Below are 14,488 nucleotides of genomic sequence, written 5' to 3'. Positions count from 1 at the left end.
GTTCCCGCCACCACCCGGGCGTACCCGACCCGCCACGGCGGCCGGACCAGGGAGGCGGAGCGCGGCCCGGCGGGCCGGGGGTGGCAGGATCGATGGCATGTCCGATCAGCCACCCCAGCACGACCCCCACGAAGCGGGCCCGTACGACGCCCTGCTGCTGCTCTCCTTCGGCGGCCCCGAAGGACCCGACGACGTCGTGCCCTTCCTGGAGAACGTCACCCGCGGCCGGGGCATCCCCAGAGAGCGGCTGAAGGAGGTCGGGCAGCACTACTTCCTGTTCGGCGGTGTCAGCCCGATCAACGCGCAGAACCGCGAGCTGCTGCACGCGATCCGCAAGGACTTCGCCGAGCACGGCCTCGACCTGCCCGTCTACTGGGGCAACCGCAACTGGGCGCCGTATCTCACCGACACCCTGCGGGAGATCTCCGACGCCGGCCACCGCCGCGTCCTGGTGCTGGCCACCAGCGCCTACGCCTCGTACTCCGGCTGCCGGCAGTACCGCGAGAACCTGGCCGCGTCGCTGGCCGCGCTCGCCGAGGAGGGCCGCCCGGTGCCGCGGGTGGACAAACTGCGGCACTACTTCAACCACCCGGGCTTCGTCGAGCCGATGGTCGACGCGACCCTCGCCGCGCTCGCCGCGCTGCCCGAGGACGTCCGCGCCGGCGCCCGGCTCGCCTTCACCACGCACTCCATCCCGACCGCCGCCGCCGACACCTCGGGCCCGGTGCCCGGGCACGGCGAGGGCGGCGCCTACGTCGCGCAGCACCTGGACACCGCCCGGGTGATCGCCGACGCGGTCCGCGCCGCGACCGGCGCCGGCCTGCCCTGGGAGCTGGTCTACCAGTCGCGCAGCGGCGCCCCGCACATCCCCTGGCTCGAACCCGACATCTGCGACCACCTCGCGGACGCGCACGCGCAGGGCGCGCCCGCCGTCGTCATGGTGCCGATCGGCTTCGTCTCCGACCACATGGAGGTGAAGTACGACCTGGACACCGAGGCCGTCGCCAAGGCCGCGGAACTGGGGCTGCCGGTGAGCAGGGCCGCGACCGTGGGGTCCGACCCGCGGTTCGCCGCCGCCGTCCGCGACCTGGTGCTGGAGCGCGCCGCCACCGAACGCGGCCGCACCCCCGAGCGCTGCGCCCTGGGCGCGCTCGGCCCGAGCCACGACATCTGCCCCGCCGGCTGCTGCCCGGCCAGGACGCCGCTGCCCGCCGCCGCCGGAACCGACTGAGGAGCCCCGAGTTGAGCACCGCCCACCCCGCCACCGCGCCCGAGCCCGCCGACCTGCTGGAGATCGCCCTCGAAGCGGCCCGCAGGGCCGGTGAGCTGCTGCGCGACGGCCGCCCCGCCGACCTCGGCGTGGCCGCCACCAAGACCAGCCCGATCGACGTCGTCACCGAGATGGACATCGCGGCCGAGAAGCTGATCACCACCTTCATCGCCGGCCGGCGCCCCGACGACGGCTTCCTCGGCGAGGAGGGCGCGAGCGCCGAGGGCAGCAGCGGGGTGCGCTGGGTGATCGATCCGCTCGACGGCACGGTGAACTACCTCTACGGCCTGCCGTCCTGGGCGGTCAGCATCGCCGCCGAGGTGGACGGCGAGGTGGTGGCCGGCGTGGTGGAGGCGCCGATGCGCGGCGAGACCTACCGGGCCTTCCGCGGCGGCGGCGCCTTCGTCAACGGCGAGCCGGCCCACTGCCGGCCCGCGCCGGAGTTCTCGCACGCCCTTGTCGGCACCGGCTTCGGCTATCTCGCCGAGCGGCGCGCCGCCCAGGCCGCGGTGGTCGCGGAGCTGCTGCCCACGGTCCGCGACATCCGGCGCGGCGGCTCGGCCGCCATCGACCTGGCCGACGTGGGCTGCGGGCGGCTCGACGCGTACTTCGAGCGCGGCCTGAACCCCTGGGACCTGGCGGCCGGGGCGCTGTTCGCCCGGGAGGCGGGCGCGCTGACCGGTGGACGGCCCGGAGCCGCCGCCTCGGGCGAGCTGACCATCGCGGCCCCGCCCGGGCTCTTCGAGCCCCTCCAGGAGCGGCTGGAGGGGCTCGGCGCCTGGCACGACTGAGTCCCGCCCGGGCCGCTGCCACCCGCGGCCGCCCACCCTGCGGTTATCCGCGCGTAGACATACGAACGCCCCGGCACCTGTGCAGGTGTCCGGGGCGTGCGGCTCGTGGGTCGGCCGAAGCGGATCAGGCGACCTTCGGCCGTACGTCCACGGTCTCGACACGTACGCCGTTCTCGGAGGCGAGCCGGCGGAGGTCTTCGAGCTCCGCCAGTTCGACGTCCGCGAGGAAGTCGTCGCCCGTCTCCCGGGCTCGCCGCAGATCGGACTCGGTGCTCCGTATGCGTTGCAGGATTCCGGTGGTGAACGCGTCCATCAGGCGCCCCCTCGTCGTCGTCGTTGACACGGGGTGTGTCAAGCCGGTCACCACGCGAAGGGAAACGCGTGGCGAGGCGTGGTGGGTGGGTGTGCAGTCGTCATCCCCACGCTTTCCGGAGCGGAAACCTCCCTCGGCAGGAGGAAATTCCGCCGTCGGCTCCCTTACCGCCGATTTACGGTCTTCCGGTGCAGGATGGGGGAGCATTCGCACAGCTCATGCCGTTCCCGCGTGCCTTGCCCCGGCCGGCCCCGCGCCGCCGCCGGACCGCACGTGTCCCCCCGCTCCTGGAAGGAAAAGCGCCTTGCGCGTACTGGTCGTCGAGGACGAGCAACTGCTCGCCGATGCGGTAGCCACCGGGCTGCGCCGCGAGGCCATGGCCGTCGATGTGGTCTACGACGGCGGCGCCGCCCTGGAGCGGATCGGGGTCAACGACTACGACGTGGTCGTCCTGGACCGCGACCTGCCGGTGGTGCACGGCGACGAGGTGTGCCGGGAGATCGTCGGGATGGGCCTGCCCACCCGGGTGCTGATGCTCACCGCGGCCGGCGACGTCAGCGACCGCGTCGAGGGCCTGGAACTGGGCGCCGACGACTACCTGCCCAAGCCGTTCGCCTTCACCGAACTGACCGCCCGGGTGCGCGCGCTGGGCCGCCGGACGACCGCGGCCCTGCCGCCGGTCCTGGAGCGCTCCGGCATCAGGCTCGACCCCAACCGCCGCGAGGTCTTCAGGGACGGCACCGAGATCCACCTGGCGCCCAAGGAATTCGCCGTCCTCGAGGTGCTGATGCGCAGCGAGGGCTCGGTGGTCTCCGCGGAGCAGCTGCTGGAGAAGGCGTGGGACGAGAACACCGACCCGTTCACCAATGTGGTGCGCGTGACCGTCATGACGCTGCGCCGCAAGCTCGGTGAGCCCGCGGTGATCGTCACCGTGCCCGGCTCCGGCTACCGGATCTGATCCCCGTGGCGTCCTCGACCTCCCCCTCGGGCCCCACGGGCCCTTCCGGGCCCGCGGATTCGCCGCCGCCCCCCGCGACCCCGCCGGCACCGCCCAGGCCGCCGTGGGACCCGCTGCCGGGCGAGAGCCAGGTGCCCTGGCTCCGCCCGACCATCCGGATACGGCTGACGGTGCTGTACGGCGGCATGTTCCTGATCGCGGGCGTGCTGCTGCTGTGGATCATCTACATGCTCGCGGCGCAGGCCCTGCACCTGGGCACCGATCCGCTGTTCACCGTGACCACCGGCCGGGTCAGCATCGTCAGCAACAAATGCCCCGACCTGATCAACGCGACCACCTCGGAGAGCTTCAACTCCACGCTGGCGCGCTGCACCGCGACCCAGCGCGAGCAGGCGCTCAACGAACTGCTCAAGCGGTCCCTGCTGGCGCTGATCGGTCTTGCCGTGGTCGCCTTCGCCTTCGGCTACGTGATGGCCGGCCGGGTGCTCTCGCCGCTCGGCCGGATCACCAGGACCGCCCGCGCGGTGGTCGGCTCCGACCTCAAGCGCCGGATCGAGCTGGACGGCCCGGACGACGAGCTGAAGGAACTGGCCGACACCTTCGACGGGATGCTGGACCGGCTGGAGCGCTCCTTCGACGCGCAGCGCCGCTTCGTGGCCAACGCCTCGCACGAACTGCGCACCCCGCTGGCGATCAACCGCACGCTGCTGGAGGTGCAGCTGTCCGATCCGGAAGCCTCCGCGGACCTCCAGCAGCTCGGCAAGACGCTGCTGTCCACCAACGAGCGCAGCGAACAGCTCGTGGAGGGCCTGCTGCTGCTCGCCCGCAGCGAGAACGAGATCGTGGACCGCAAGGCCGTCGATCTGGCCGAGGCGGCCTCCCAGGCGCTGGACCAGACCAGGACCGAGGCGCAGGCCAAGGGCGTGGAACTGCGCTCCCGGCTGGACGGCGCCGTGGTGCAGGGCAATGGCGTGCTGCTGGAGCGGATCGCGCTGAATCTGGTGCAGAACGCGGTGCGGTACAACGTGGCGGAGGACGGCTGGGTGGACGTCGCCACCGGTGTGGAGAGCGGCCAGGCGGTGCTGGTGGTGTCCAACACCGGTCCCGTCGTCCCGGCCTACGAGGTCGACAACCTTTTCGAGCCCTTCCGGCGTCTGCGTACGGAGCGGACCGGCAGCGACAAGGGGGTGGGACTCGGACTGTCGATCGCGCGCTCGGTGGCACGGGCGCACGGCGGCACCATCGCGGCGGAGCCGCGCGAAGGCGGGGGCCTGGTCATGCGGGTCGCGATTCCGATGTAGGGTGCGCCGCGTTCCATCCGCCGTGCCGCGTGGTGATCGCGCGGGGCAGGGCGGTGAAATGCCGTGAAGTGCTGTGAAGCGTGTCACTCCGGCTTCGTCCGGCAGACACGGCACGGCCGACGCGTGTTCGCTGTGCGAGAAATTTTTCGGTCCGCGCCCTGTCGTGAACCGTTGTGATCGACCGCACATGTGATCGGAAGTATGCCTACAGTCAGTGATCAAGATTTTGGGAAAAAGACCGGAAAATCCATGTTTCCCCTGGTCATGATCACGGGAAGTACACGTGATGACATCCGCGACATATGACTTTCAGACCGTCGCGGACGACGATCGGCCACCCGCGCACTCACCCCTTCGGGGGCGAGGTTGGGTGTCGATTGAGTAACAGGCCTTGATGTGAGGCAAAATCTCCGCCTCGGGTCGGGCACAAGTCCGGCCTCCCGCGCGTTACGTGCGCTGGAGAGACCACAGACACCCATAGGGGGAGAGCGAAAATGGCTACGGATTACGACACCCCACGCAAGACCGACGACGACGTCAACGAAGACAGCATCGAGGAACTGAAGGCCCGGCGGAACGAGAAGTCCACCTCCGCGGTGGACGTCGACGAGTTCGACCAGGCCGAGTCCCTTGAGCTGCCCGGCGCCGACCTCTCCAACGAGGAGCTGTCGGTCCGCGTCCTGCCCCGGCAGGCCGACGAGTTCACCTGCATGAGCTGCTTCCTCGTGCACCACCGTTCGCAGCTCGCGTCGGAGAAGAACGGGAATCCGATCTGCCGCGACTGCGCGGCCTGATCCGCGGGCGCCGTGACCGGCTCGCAGGACGGCCGAGAAGGCGACGAGCGAGGCCGCAGGGCCTCGCTCGCGGCCACGACCGCACGTGGGGCACGCGGAGTGCGCAGCGGGGCGCGCTACGGCGGCAGGAAGGCGATGGCGGGCATGGGCTCGGTCGCCGAGCGGCTGATCGAGGTCGCCCCGCGCATCCCGGTACGCGACCTGGCGACACTGCGCGAGCAGTTCCCCGGGCTCGGCCCGGAGGACATCGCGGACCGGCTGATCGCCACCGCCGTCAAGGGCACCATGACCGTCGGCGCCGGTGTGGGCGCCGCCGCGATGCTGCCGACGCCGCCGGCCATGCCGGCCGAGCTGACCGCCGAGACGCTGGGCGTCGCCGCGGTCGAGTACAAACTCATCGCCGAACTGCACGAGGTCTACGGACTGCGCGTGCCGGGCAGCGCCCGCGAGCGCGCCACCGCCTATCTGTGGTCCTGGACCGAGCAGCGCGGTATCGACGTACTGAAACTGTCCACGGTCAACGTGGCCCTGGGCAGCACCATGAAGAAGGAGATGCGGCAGCGCCTGCTGCGCCGCACCCTGCGCAATCTGCCGACCCTGACGCCGTTCATGGTCGGCGCGGCCGTCGGCGCCGTGATGAACCGCCGCGACACCCGCAAGCTCGCCAAGCGGGTCCGCCACGACCTGCGCGCCGCGCAACTGCCGTGGCCCGAGCTCCCCGAGGCCCCCACCCCGCCCGGTGCCGCCGTCACCGGCACCCTGTGGCAGCCGCCCGCCGTCGAGTCCTGAGCGCCCCCGGGCACCCGGCCCGCCGCTACGGCGCCGTCCGCACCGCCGCCAGCGCCTCCGCCAGCCGCTTCGGCGAACGCGTCGACAGATAGACGTACGGCGTCGGGTCCTGCGGATCGGTCACGTCGACCTTCAGCGCCGTCGGCACGTACGAGCGCATCAGCATGTACGCCCGCGGATCCGCCTTGTGCGAGCGCCAGGCGACCGTCTCCGCCGGGTCCAGCACCGTGGCCTCGCCCAGCGCCGTCGCCGGGATACGGGCCTTCCCCGCCACCAGCGAGCCCGCCACCACCCGGATCCGCGCGGAGCCGTAGGAGCTGACCGCCATCATGGCCACGGCCGTGCCGCCGGCCAGCCCCGCGAGCATCGGCAGCGGGCCGAAGGGGAACATGATCAGCGCCATCGCCACCCCCACGCCGAAGGCGAGGAACCACCAGGAGCGCGGCACGGTGAGGCGTTCGTCGTACGGCTGTGTCGCGCTGGACGTTGCGCCCGACGGCGCGCCAGACATTGCACCAGACATGGCACCAGACTGCCATGCGCCGCTGCGCGCGCCGCCGCTACCTGCCGCGCAGGCGCGCCAGCGCCCTTGACACCCGTGGCGGCGCCTGGCGCAGCCCGGTGGCCAGCTGCTTCGCCCAGTCCGACGCGGCCGTCGGCGCCACCGCGTCCAGCACCGCCGTGGACCGCGCCGCGTTCCCCACCAGATAGCGTGGCTGCGGATTGCGCGCGGTCAGCGCCCGGCGCACCGCCTGCGCCACCGGGCGCGGCCCCGGCAGGTCCCGGCTGCCCCGCAGCACGTCCTCGGCCGCCGCATACTGCTCCTGGTACGCCGACGTCCGCTCGTCCGGCAGCAGCTTGGCGGCGGTCTCCCAGATGCCCGTGTCGTACGAGCCGGGCTCGACCAGGCAGACCCGGACGCCGAAGGGCGCGGTCTCCATCCGCAGCGCGTCCGTCACCGACTCCAGACCCCGCTTGCTCGCGCAGTACCAGCCGAGCATCGGCAGCGACACCCGTCCCGCGATCGACGACACATTGACGATCCGGCCCGACCGCCGGGCCCGCATCGTCGGCAGCACCAGCCGCGCGATCCGGGCCGGCGCCACCAGATTGGTCTCCAGTTGGCGCCGCACCTGCTCGTCGTCCACGTCCTCCACCGCGCCCGGCTGCGCGAAGCCCGCGTTGTTCACCACCGCCCACGGACCGCCGTCCGTCATCCCGGCGATCTCGGTGAACGCCCGTACGCAGGACGTCGGATCGGCCACGTCGAGCACCGCCGTGCGCACCGCGGCGCCGCTGCGGTCCACCACCGCGCGCAGCGCCCGCGCGTCGTCGTCGCTGCGTACCGTGCCGATCACGTCGAAGCCCGAATGCGCCAGCTCCAGCGTGATCGCGCGGCCGATGCCGCGGCCCGCTCCGGTGACGACGACGGACTGGCCTACTCCTGCGGACATGCGCGCTCCGGTGCTACCAGGGGTGTTCACGGGGAGGGGACGTGGCGAGGGGACCCGCACAGGCAACGGACACCGGCAGGGAAAGGATCCCGCGGAAGGGTAGGGTCTCCGGCGTGAGTGGAGCCACCAACCGACCCGAGAGCGCCGGACGGCCGTCGTTGACGCCGCCGCCCGACGCCACCGCGCCCGCGCGGCACCCCGACGCCCCGGCGCCGGGCGAGCTGCTCGGGGCGCACTACGACCAGTGCTTCGGCTGCGGCGAGGGACTGCCGCACGGCCTGCACCTCGCCGCCAGGGCCGACGAGGGCGTCAGCGTCACCGCCGAGTTCACCGTGCAGCCCGCCCACCAGGGCGCGCCCGGCCTCGCCCACGGCGGCGTGCTGGCCACCGCGCTCGACGAGACGCTGGGCTCGCTGAACTGGCTGCGGCGGGCCATCGCCGTCACCGGACGGCTGGAGTCCGACTTCCTGCGCCCGGTACCCGTCGGTTCTGTCCTGTACCTGTCGGCGCGCTGCACCGCGGTCGCCGGGCGCAAGATCTACAGCTCGGCCGAGGGCCGGATCGGCGGCCCCGACGGGCCGGTCGCGGTCCGCGCGGAAGCGCTGTTCATCGAGGTCAAGCTCGACCACTTCACGCAGAACGGCCGCCCGGAGGAGATCCGCGCGGCCATGTCGGACCCCGACCAGGTCAAGGTCGCCCGCGCCTTCGAGGTGAATCCATGAGCGCCGTCCGTCCGCCCCTCGACGTCCTGCTGCGGCGGCTCGACGAGTCCGTCCCCGTACCGTCCTACGGGCACCCCGGGGACGCGGGCGCGGACCTGATCACGACGCAGGCCGCCGAGTTGGCGCCGGGGGAGCGGGCGGTGCTGCCGACCGGCATCTCGATCGCCCTCCCCGACGGCTACGCCGCCTTCGTGCACCCCCGTTCCGGGCTGGCCGCCAGGTGCGGTGTGGCCATGGTGAATGCCCCGGGAACGGTGGATGCCGGGTACCGTGGAGAGATCAAGGTGATCGTCGTCAACCTCGATCCGCGCGAGCCCGTGCGCTTCGAGAAGGGCGACCGGATCGCCCAACTGGTCGTCCAGCAGGTCGAGCGGGTCCGCTTCCACGAAGTGGCGGAGCTGCCCGGCTCTGCCAGGGCCGCGGGGGGCTTCGGCTCCACGGGGGGTCATGCCGCGGTGGAGACGCCGTCGGCCGACACGTCCACCTACGGATACGCATCGGTCGTAGCAGACCGGGAAGGACAGTGACCGTGTTCCGTCGTCGCAAGGAGCGCGAAGACGACCTCGACGAGCTCGACGAGGCCGCAGGCCCTGACGAGCAGGCCGAGGACGCCGCGGAGTCGGACGACTCCGAAGAGTCCCTCCGGTACAACCTTCCGCCCGCCCCCAGGCCCGACGGCCCGTGGGACGTGAGCGAGGTCAGTGAGCCCGGCGAGGGCCGGGTCGACCTGGGCGGACTGTTCGTGCCCGGAGTCGAGGGAATGGAACTGCGGGTCGAGGTGGCGGGCGAGTCCATCGTCGCCGCGACCGTGGTGCTGCGGGACAGCGCCGTGCAGCTCCAGGCGTTCGCCGCGCCCAAGTCCGAAGGGATCTGGGGCGAGGTCCGCGAGGAGATCGCCGCCGGCATCACCCAGCAGGGCGGCATCGTCGACGAGGTCGAGGGGCCGCTCGGCTGGGAACTGCGGGCCCAGGTGCCTGTCCAGCTCCCCGACGGCACCAATGGCGTGCAGCTCGTGCGCTTCATCGGCTGCGACGGCCCGCGCTGGTTCCTGCGCGGGGTGATCTCCGGCCAGGGCGCGGTGCAGCCCGCCGCGGCCGGCGTGCTGGAGTCCGTCTTCCGCGACACCGTGGTGCTGCGCGGCGAGACCCCGATGGCGCCGCGCGACCCGATCGTGCTGAAGCTGCCGAACGACGCGCAGATGGTGCCGGACGGCGCCGCCGCCCCCGAGCAGGGCGAGCCGTCGAAGTTCGGCGACGGCATCGACCCGATGCGGCGCGGCCCGGAGATCACCGAGCTGCACTGAGGCGTCGCGCCCGAGCCGTACCGCGTACGGCGCAGCGGCCCGTACCCGTACCGACGGGTCCGGGCCGCGCGGCGTTTCCGGCCGGCCCCGCGGCCGGTCCTGATCGTTACCCACGGGGCCGCTGGTTTCCGGGCAGGTCCGGCGTACCGTACGGATACGCGACGGCCGAACGGCGACCGAAGCGCCGCGGCCGGGGGACGGCTCGGGGCCCGGCACGGGCGAGGAGTGCGCGGTGCTCGACCGGGTGGGGCGGCTGCGGCTCCCGAAGGGGTACACCGAACGCTACGGTTTGCGCCGCCGCGTGCGGCTCACCGCGGAGGACGACCACATCGGGGTGCGGCCCGACCGAGACACGGGCCAGGACGGGGAGGAAGCATGAGCGAGCAGTCCACGGGGCACGCGGCGACGGCGGTCGCGGACGGACCGCCGTCCGGCGACATGGTCGTCGTCGAGGATCTGCGCCGCACCTACGGCAGCGGCGACACCGCCGTGCACGCGCTGCGCGGGGTCTCCTTCACCGTGCCGCGCGGCGAACTGGTCGCCCTCAAGGGCCGCTCCGGCTCCGGCAAGACCACCATCCTCAACCTCGTCGGCGGCCTCGACAGCCCCGACGGCGGCCGGATCACCCTGGACGGCACCGACCTCGCCGGGCTCGGCGACGACGACCTGCTCGCGATGCGTCGCGACCGTATCGGTTTCGTCTTCCAGTCCTTCGGCCTGATCCCGATCCTGACCGCCGCGGAGAACGTCGGCGTCCCCATGCGGCTGCGCAAGGTCCCGCCGCGCGAGCGCGAGGAGCGGGTCCAGCTCCTGCTCGCCCTGGTCGGCCTCGCCGACCACGCCGCCCAGCGCCCCGGCGAGCTGTCCGGCGGCCAGCAGCAGCGCGTCGCCATCGCCCGCGCCCTCGCCAACCGCCCGGTCCTGATCATCGCCGACGAGCCCACCGGCCAGCTCGACGCCGACACCGGCCTCGCCGTGATGGAACTCCTGCGCGCCGTCGTCCGCAGCGAGGGCGTCACCGCCCTCGTCGCCACCCACGACGCCCAACTCCTCGCCCTCGCCGACCGCGTCCTCGAACTCCGCGACGGCCGAATCGTCTCGGACACCTGATCCGTCCCGTGCTCTCCCGGTCGCCGCACGTCGCCGTCCGCCCCGCGTCCCGCGGGGCGGACACCGGGTCCGATTCACATCGGCATGCAGACCTGCTTATGCATGAATGCCTGGAGACTGATGCCGTGGTCCGCCCGCGGCGCGGAATTCTCTGCCAGGGCTTGTCCGGGCGCGAGGAATATGGCGACGCCGACGACGATGGCGGCGATGGTATACCGCATAAGTGTTGTGCCTCAAATCCCGAGTTCGTTGGTAAGGGATGAAGCATTACGGGTGAACGTGGACCACGTCGAGACTTGCTTGATCATTGGCATATGCCAAATTCGACGGGGGTGTGGAGGGGGTGTACGGCGTCGCCGCTACGCTTCTCGCCGCCACGCGCGCGACCGATTCTGATCAAATTCGATCACGCGTTCCCAGATTCTTTCCGCTGCAACATTGTTGAACGGCTCGAAGAGGGTGAGCGCCCGCTGCCACAGACCCCGGGCCTCTTCCTGACGGCCCTCGTCGTGCAGGAGCTGCGCGAGCGCCTCGCAGGCGAGCGCCTCTTCCTCCGGGACGCCGATCCGCAGGGCCAGCGCGGCAGCCTCTTCCAGGTGCGCACGGGCCCGGTCGTACTGGCCCGCCGCGGCAGCGGCGAGCCCGAGGCCGCGGAGGGCGGCGGCCTCGTCGTCGCCCACTCCCAGCTCGCGCGCCAGGCGCAGTGCGGCGTCGTGATGGATCGCCGCCTCCGTGTGACGGCCCGCCGTCCGGTACACCGTTCCCAGGCCGTTGAGCGCGCTCGTCTCGTTCTTCCGGTCACCGAGTCGGCGGAATACGGCGAGCGACGACGCGTAGAATTCCACGGCCGTGTCTAATTCGGCGGGAATCCGCATCGTGCCGGCGATGTTCATACGGATGACGGCGCGGTCGTTCTCGCTTCCGGAATCGGCGCTCAGGGCGAGTGCTTCTTGATATGCCGAACGCGCGGATTCGGTGGCGCCGGCCCGGCGGTGCAGATCTCCCATATTGCTCAGTAATTTTCCTTCAAGGCGGCGGTCGCCCGACAGGTGCAGGTCGTGCGAGGCCCGGGAGAAGGAATCCAGCGCGTTTTTGTGGTCGCCCATGTGGAGATATGTGATCGCCATATTGTTGAAGGTCCGGGCGCGGTTCCACGGGTCGTCGCCACGGAGCGCGAGCGCCTCTTTGAGGATCGTGACCGCCGCGTCGTATTCGCTCACGTGCCAGTGCAGCACGCCGAGCTGATTGAGCGCCTCCGCGGTGCTCGGCCTGTCGGAGCAGGCGCGGGCGAGCGCCAGGGCGTGCTCCGCGGCCTCCGCGGACAGCGGATAGCGCGAGGCCCGGGCATGGACACCGGCCAGCGCGAGCAGCGCCCAGGCTTCGGCGTGCGGTGACGCCGCGGTGTGCCAGTGGTCGGCCGCGGCGCGGTGCATGTCGACCGCCTCGGGCCAGTAGCCCTCGGAGTCGGCGAACTCCGCCAGGACGTGCGCCAGCCAGGCCGCCTCCGCGGTGTGGCCCAGCCGTCGCGCCCGCTGCTCCACGGCGAGCAGGCACTCCATCTCCTCGACGACCCAGGCGTGTGCTTCGTCGGCGTCCGCGAAGGCCGGGGTGCACACGTCCCGCGCGGGGGCGGGCAGGTCGAGGCGGGAGCGGTGCGGGCGCAGCCACCGGTCGGCGCTGTCGGCGGTCCGCAGGGCGTGCTCCACGAGGCGGAGGAACGCGTCGGTGTTCGCCCGGCCCTCGGACTCGGCCAGCAGCATGGCGTACTCGGCCAGCAGGTCGTGGAAGCGGTAGCGGTTCGCCCGGGGCTCCTGCAGGAGGTGGCAGTCGAGCAGGTCCTCGATCAACCGCTCCGTGCGGTCGAGCGGCTCGCCGATGATCGAGGCGGCGGCGTGTGCGCCGAAGTCGGGACCGGGGTGGAGGCTGAGCCGGCGGAAGGCGGCCCGCTGGGGTGTGGTCAACGCGTTGTACGACATCTCGAAGGCGGCCGCCATCTCCTGGTGGCCGTCCCGGATTTCACGGAGCCGGCCCGGTTCGCGTGACAGGCGTTCGAGAAGGTGATCGAGATTCCAGGAGGGGCGCGCCTTGAAACGGCTGGCCACGATTTCCACGGCGAGCGGGAGCAGCGCACACCGTTCGACCACCGCCTTGATCTTGTCGGTATCGCCCGCGCGTTCCGTTCCCACCAGTCTGCGAAACAGGTCGACCGCGTCGTCGAGCGGCAGAACATCCACGAACACCGGTCGTGCGGAAGGGAGTTCGGTGAGCCGGCGCCTGCTGGTGATCAGGATGAGGGAGTCGCTGTCGTCCGGGAGAAGCGGCGCGACCTGCTCCGAATTCTGCGCGTCGTCGAGGACGATCACCGCGCGTTTTCCGGTGAGAACGGTGCGCCACAAGGCGGTGCGTTCCTGGAGATCGTGCGGAATCCCGGTGGGCGGTATGCCGAAGGCGCGCAACAGGGCGACCAGGCCGGCGGCGGGGGTGAGCGGCGCCCGGGTGACGGAGTGGGCGTGGAGGTCGATGAAGATCTGGGCGTCCGGGAAGCGGTCGCCGAGGCGGTACGCGGCGTGCAGCGCGAGCGTGCTCTTGCCGACCCCCGCCATGCCGGAGATGGCCTCGATGGTGATGACCGGTCCCGCGGAGCCGCCGGTGCTCTCCGCCAGCAGACGGCCCAGTTCACTGGTACGGCCGACCAGCCGCTGGCGGCGCGGGAGATTGCGGGGACCGGGCGCGCTCGGCGAGGGGCCGCTCGGTGCCTCGGGCCGCAGGCCCGGCACGAGGTCGGTCAGCGGGACCTGACGGAGGACCAGTCCATGGGTATGGGCGAGCCGTTCTCCCGGGTCGGTGCCGAGCCGGTCCCTGAGCAGCCGTCTGACCCGCTGGTAGACCGCGAGCGCGTCGGCGTGCCTGCCGGATCCGTACAGCGCCACCATCAGGTGCCTGGTCAGGGTCTCGTCCATCGGGTGGAGTTCGGACAGCTCGGTCAGTTCGGACACCGCGTCGGCGAACTGCCGCTGTCTCATGAGGAGTTCGACGCGAGCGTGCGTCGCCGTCAGCCGCCGCTCCGCCATGGACGTCCGGGCGGCCTGGGCCCAGACGCCGGGCAGCCCCGACAGCGCCTCGCCCGACCACAGTCCGTCCGCCTGCTTGAACAGGGCGAGGGCGGCGGCCTCTTTGTGGGCCGCCCGGTCCCGGTCCGGCTCGTCCGGGGCCCCCGCAGCGGATTCGGCGGCTGCTCTGGCCTCGTCCGCCAGCCGCAAGTAGCGGTGCCAGTCGATGATCTCCGGCTCGGCGTCCAGGGTGTACGAGTGCGCCCGCAGCGAGATGGCCGCCTCGGGCCGCTGCCCGGTCGCGGCGGCGGACTCCCGGATGACGCGTCGAAGCCGGGAGATGTAGGTGTGCAGATTCGCGCGGGCACGTTCGGGAGGTTCGTCGTCCCATAATCGGGCGGCCAGCACGTCCCGGGCGACCGGTCGGCCGACGTCGAGGGCCAGCGATGCGAGCAGGCAGCGTTCGCGGTCGGAACCGAGCGGCAGGACCGTTCCGTTCGCCGACAGTCCGATCGCGCCCAGGAGATGAATCTCCATCGCTGCCCCTCCGGCTGCTTGTCACGCCGTCCCCACGAGTGAGCATGGCACGACGGTGCGTCACCGTGCCATACCACTGTGCTTCGTTGTGCGCGG

General features: G+C 72.0%; 15 protein-coding genes. 11 read left to right on the top strand and 4 right to left on the bottom strand.

Features of this window, described 5'->3' with window-relative positions; genetic code table 11:
- Window positions 1-97 precede the first annotated feature (97 nt).
- Both BM076_RS12665 and BM076_RS12660 read left to right on the top strand, forming a co-directional pair.
- The gene (locus tag BM076_RS12665) at window positions 98-1,231 is read left to right on the top strand and encodes a ferrochelatase (RefSeq protein ID WP_093713566.1); all 1,134 of its coding nucleotides are present in this window, start codon (window positions 98-100) and stop codon (window positions 1,229-1,231) included.
- 11 nt (window positions 1,232-1,242) lie between these two features.
- Window positions 1,243-2,061 (top strand): inositol monophosphatase family protein, encoded by an 819-nt coding sequence (locus tag BM076_RS12660; RefSeq protein WP_093713565.1) that lies wholly within the window; start codon window positions 1,243-1,245, stop codon window positions 2,059-2,061.
- Between the two features lie 124 nt (window positions 2,062-2,185).
- Here BM076_RS12660 and BM076_RS12655 read toward each other — a convergent pair whose 3' ends face one another.
- Window positions 2,186-2,374, bottom strand: a complete 189-nt coding sequence (locus BM076_RS12655) for a PIN domain-containing protein (protein WP_093713564.1) — start codon at window positions 2,372-2,374, stop codon at window positions 2,186-2,188.
- 304 nt (window positions 2,375-2,678) lie between these two features.
- Here BM076_RS12655 and BM076_RS12650 point away from each other — a divergent pair, with 304 nt between their 5' ends.
- The 4 genes from BM076_RS12650 (at window position 2,679) to BM076_RS12635 (ending at window position 6,216) form a co-directional block, all read left to right on the top strand.
- A complete protein-coding gene (locus tag BM076_RS12650; RefSeq protein WP_093713563.1) occupies window positions 2,679-3,332 on the top strand; it encodes a response regulator transcription factor in 654 nt (217 codons plus the stop codon).
- Between the two features lie 131 nt (window positions 3,333-3,463).
- On the top strand, window positions 3,464-4,633 hold the full coding sequence (locus tag BM076_RS12645) for a sensor histidine kinase (RefSeq protein WP_245796012.1): 1,170 nt from the start codon (window positions 3,464-3,466) through the stop codon (window positions 4,631-4,633).
- A gap of 494 nt (window positions 4,634-5,127) precedes the next feature.
- On the top strand, window positions 5,128-5,427 hold the full coding sequence (locus tag BM076_RS12640) for a DUF4193 domain-containing protein (protein ID WP_033173914.1): 300 nt from the start codon (window positions 5,128-5,130) through the stop codon (window positions 5,425-5,427).
- A gap of 99 nt (window positions 5,428-5,526) precedes the next feature.
- The gene (locus BM076_RS12635; RefSeq protein WP_177246425.1) at window positions 5,527-6,216 is read left to right on the top strand and encodes a hypothetical protein; all 690 of its coding nucleotides are present in this window, start codon (window positions 5,527-5,529) and stop codon (window positions 6,214-6,216) included.
- A gap of 25 nt (window positions 6,217-6,241) precedes the next feature.
- Here the strand turns inward: BM076_RS12635 and BM076_RS12630 are convergent, their stop codons facing one another.
- Window positions 6,242-6,739, bottom strand: a complete 498-nt coding sequence (locus BM076_RS12630) for a DUF3093 domain-containing protein (RefSeq protein WP_245796010.1) — start codon at window positions 6,737-6,739, stop codon at window positions 6,242-6,244.
- 37 nt (window positions 6,740-6,776) lie between these two features.
- Window positions 6,777-7,670 carry an SDR family oxidoreductase gene (locus BM076_RS12625; protein WP_093713560.1) on the bottom strand — a complete coding sequence of 298 codons (894 nt, stop codon included), beginning with the start codon at window positions 7,668-7,670 and terminating at the stop codon, window positions 6,777-6,779.
- 113 nt (window positions 7,671-7,783) lie between these two features.
- Here BM076_RS12625 and BM076_RS12620 point away from each other — a divergent pair, with 113 nt between their 5' ends.
- From BM076_RS12620 to BM076_RS12600, 5 genes are all read left to right on the top strand, one after another.
- On the top strand, window positions 7,784-8,392 hold the full coding sequence (locus tag BM076_RS12620) for a PaaI family thioesterase (RefSeq protein WP_093713559.1): 609 nt from the start codon (window positions 7,784-7,786) through the stop codon (window positions 8,390-8,392).
- Window positions 8,389-8,919 carry a dUTP diphosphatase gene (gene dut, locus BM076_RS12615; RefSeq protein ID WP_093713558.1) on the top strand — a complete coding sequence of 177 codons (531 nt, stop codon included), beginning with the start codon at window positions 8,389-8,391 and terminating at the stop codon, window positions 8,917-8,919. Before BM076_RS12620 ends, dut begins: the two co-directional genes overlap by 4 nt.
- 2 nt (window positions 8,920-8,921) lie before the next feature.
- Entirely contained in the window at window positions 8,922-9,695 is a 774-nt protein-coding gene (locus BM076_RS12610; protein ID WP_093713557.1) for a DUF3710 domain-containing protein, read from the top strand.
- A 232-nt stretch (window positions 9,696-9,927) separates the two neighbouring features.
- On the top strand, window positions 9,928-10,074 hold the full coding sequence (locus BM076_RS37475) for a hypothetical protein (RefSeq protein ID WP_245796009.1): 147 nt from the start codon (window positions 9,928-9,930) through the stop codon (window positions 10,072-10,074).
- Window positions 10,071-10,805: an ABC transporter ATP-binding protein gene (locus BM076_RS12600; RefSeq protein ID WP_093713556.1), complete on the top strand. Its 735-nt coding sequence runs from the start codon at window positions 10,071-10,073 to the stop codon at window positions 10,803-10,805. Before BM076_RS37475 ends, BM076_RS12600 begins: the two co-directional genes overlap by 4 nt.
- A gap of 359 nt (window positions 10,806-11,164) precedes the next feature.
- On the opposite strand, the gene BM076_RS12595 is transcribed toward BM076_RS12600, so the two are convergent.
- The gene (locus tag BM076_RS12595) at window positions 11,165-14,392 is read right to left on the bottom strand and encodes an AfsR/SARP family transcriptional regulator (protein WP_093713555.1); all 3,228 of its coding nucleotides are present in this window, start codon (window positions 14,390-14,392) and stop codon (window positions 11,165-11,167) included.
- Between the last annotated feature and the right edge of the window lie 96 nt (window positions 14,393-14,488).

The organism is Actinacidiphila alni (genome assembly GCF_900112845.1).
Lineage (GTDB): Bacteria > Actinomycetota > Actinomycetes > Streptomycetales > Streptomycetaceae > Actinacidiphila > Actinacidiphila alni.
The sequence above is the reverse complement of the archived record's forward strand: the minus strand, read 5'-3'. Positions and strand labels throughout refer to the sequence as shown.

Excerpts from the sequence above, each read along its gene's own strand:
- BM076_RS12665 (WP_093713566.1), top strand. The coding sequence starts at position 98 with ATGTCCGATCAGCCACCCCAGCACGACCCCCACGAAGCGGGCCCGTAC.
- BM076_RS12655 (WP_093713564.1), bottom strand. The coding sequence starts at position 2,374 with ATGGACGCGTTCACCACCGGAATCCTGCAACGCATACGGAGCACCGAG.
- BM076_RS12640 (WP_033173914.1), top strand. The coding sequence starts at position 5,128 with ATGGCTACGGATTACGACACCCCACGCAAGACCGACGACGACGTCAAC.
- BM076_RS12630 (WP_245796010.1), bottom strand. The coding sequence starts at position 6,739 with ATGTCTGGTGCAATGTCTGGCGCGCCGTCGGGCGCAACGTCCAGCGCG.
- BM076_RS12625 (WP_093713560.1), bottom strand. The coding sequence starts at position 7,670 with ATGTCCGCAGGAGTAGGCCAGTCCGTCGTCGTCACCGGAGCGGGCCGC.
- dut (WP_093713558.1), top strand. The coding sequence starts at position 8,389 with ATGAGCGCCGTCCGTCCGCCCCTCGACGTCCTGCTGCGGCGGCTCGAC.
- BM076_RS12600 (WP_093713556.1), top strand. The coding sequence starts at position 10,071 with ATGAGCGAGCAGTCCACGGGGCACGCGGCGACGGCGGTCGCGGACGGA.
- BM076_RS12595 (WP_093713555.1), bottom strand. The coding sequence starts at position 14,392 with ATGGAGATTCATCTCCTGGGCGCGATCGGACTGTCGGCGAACGGAACG.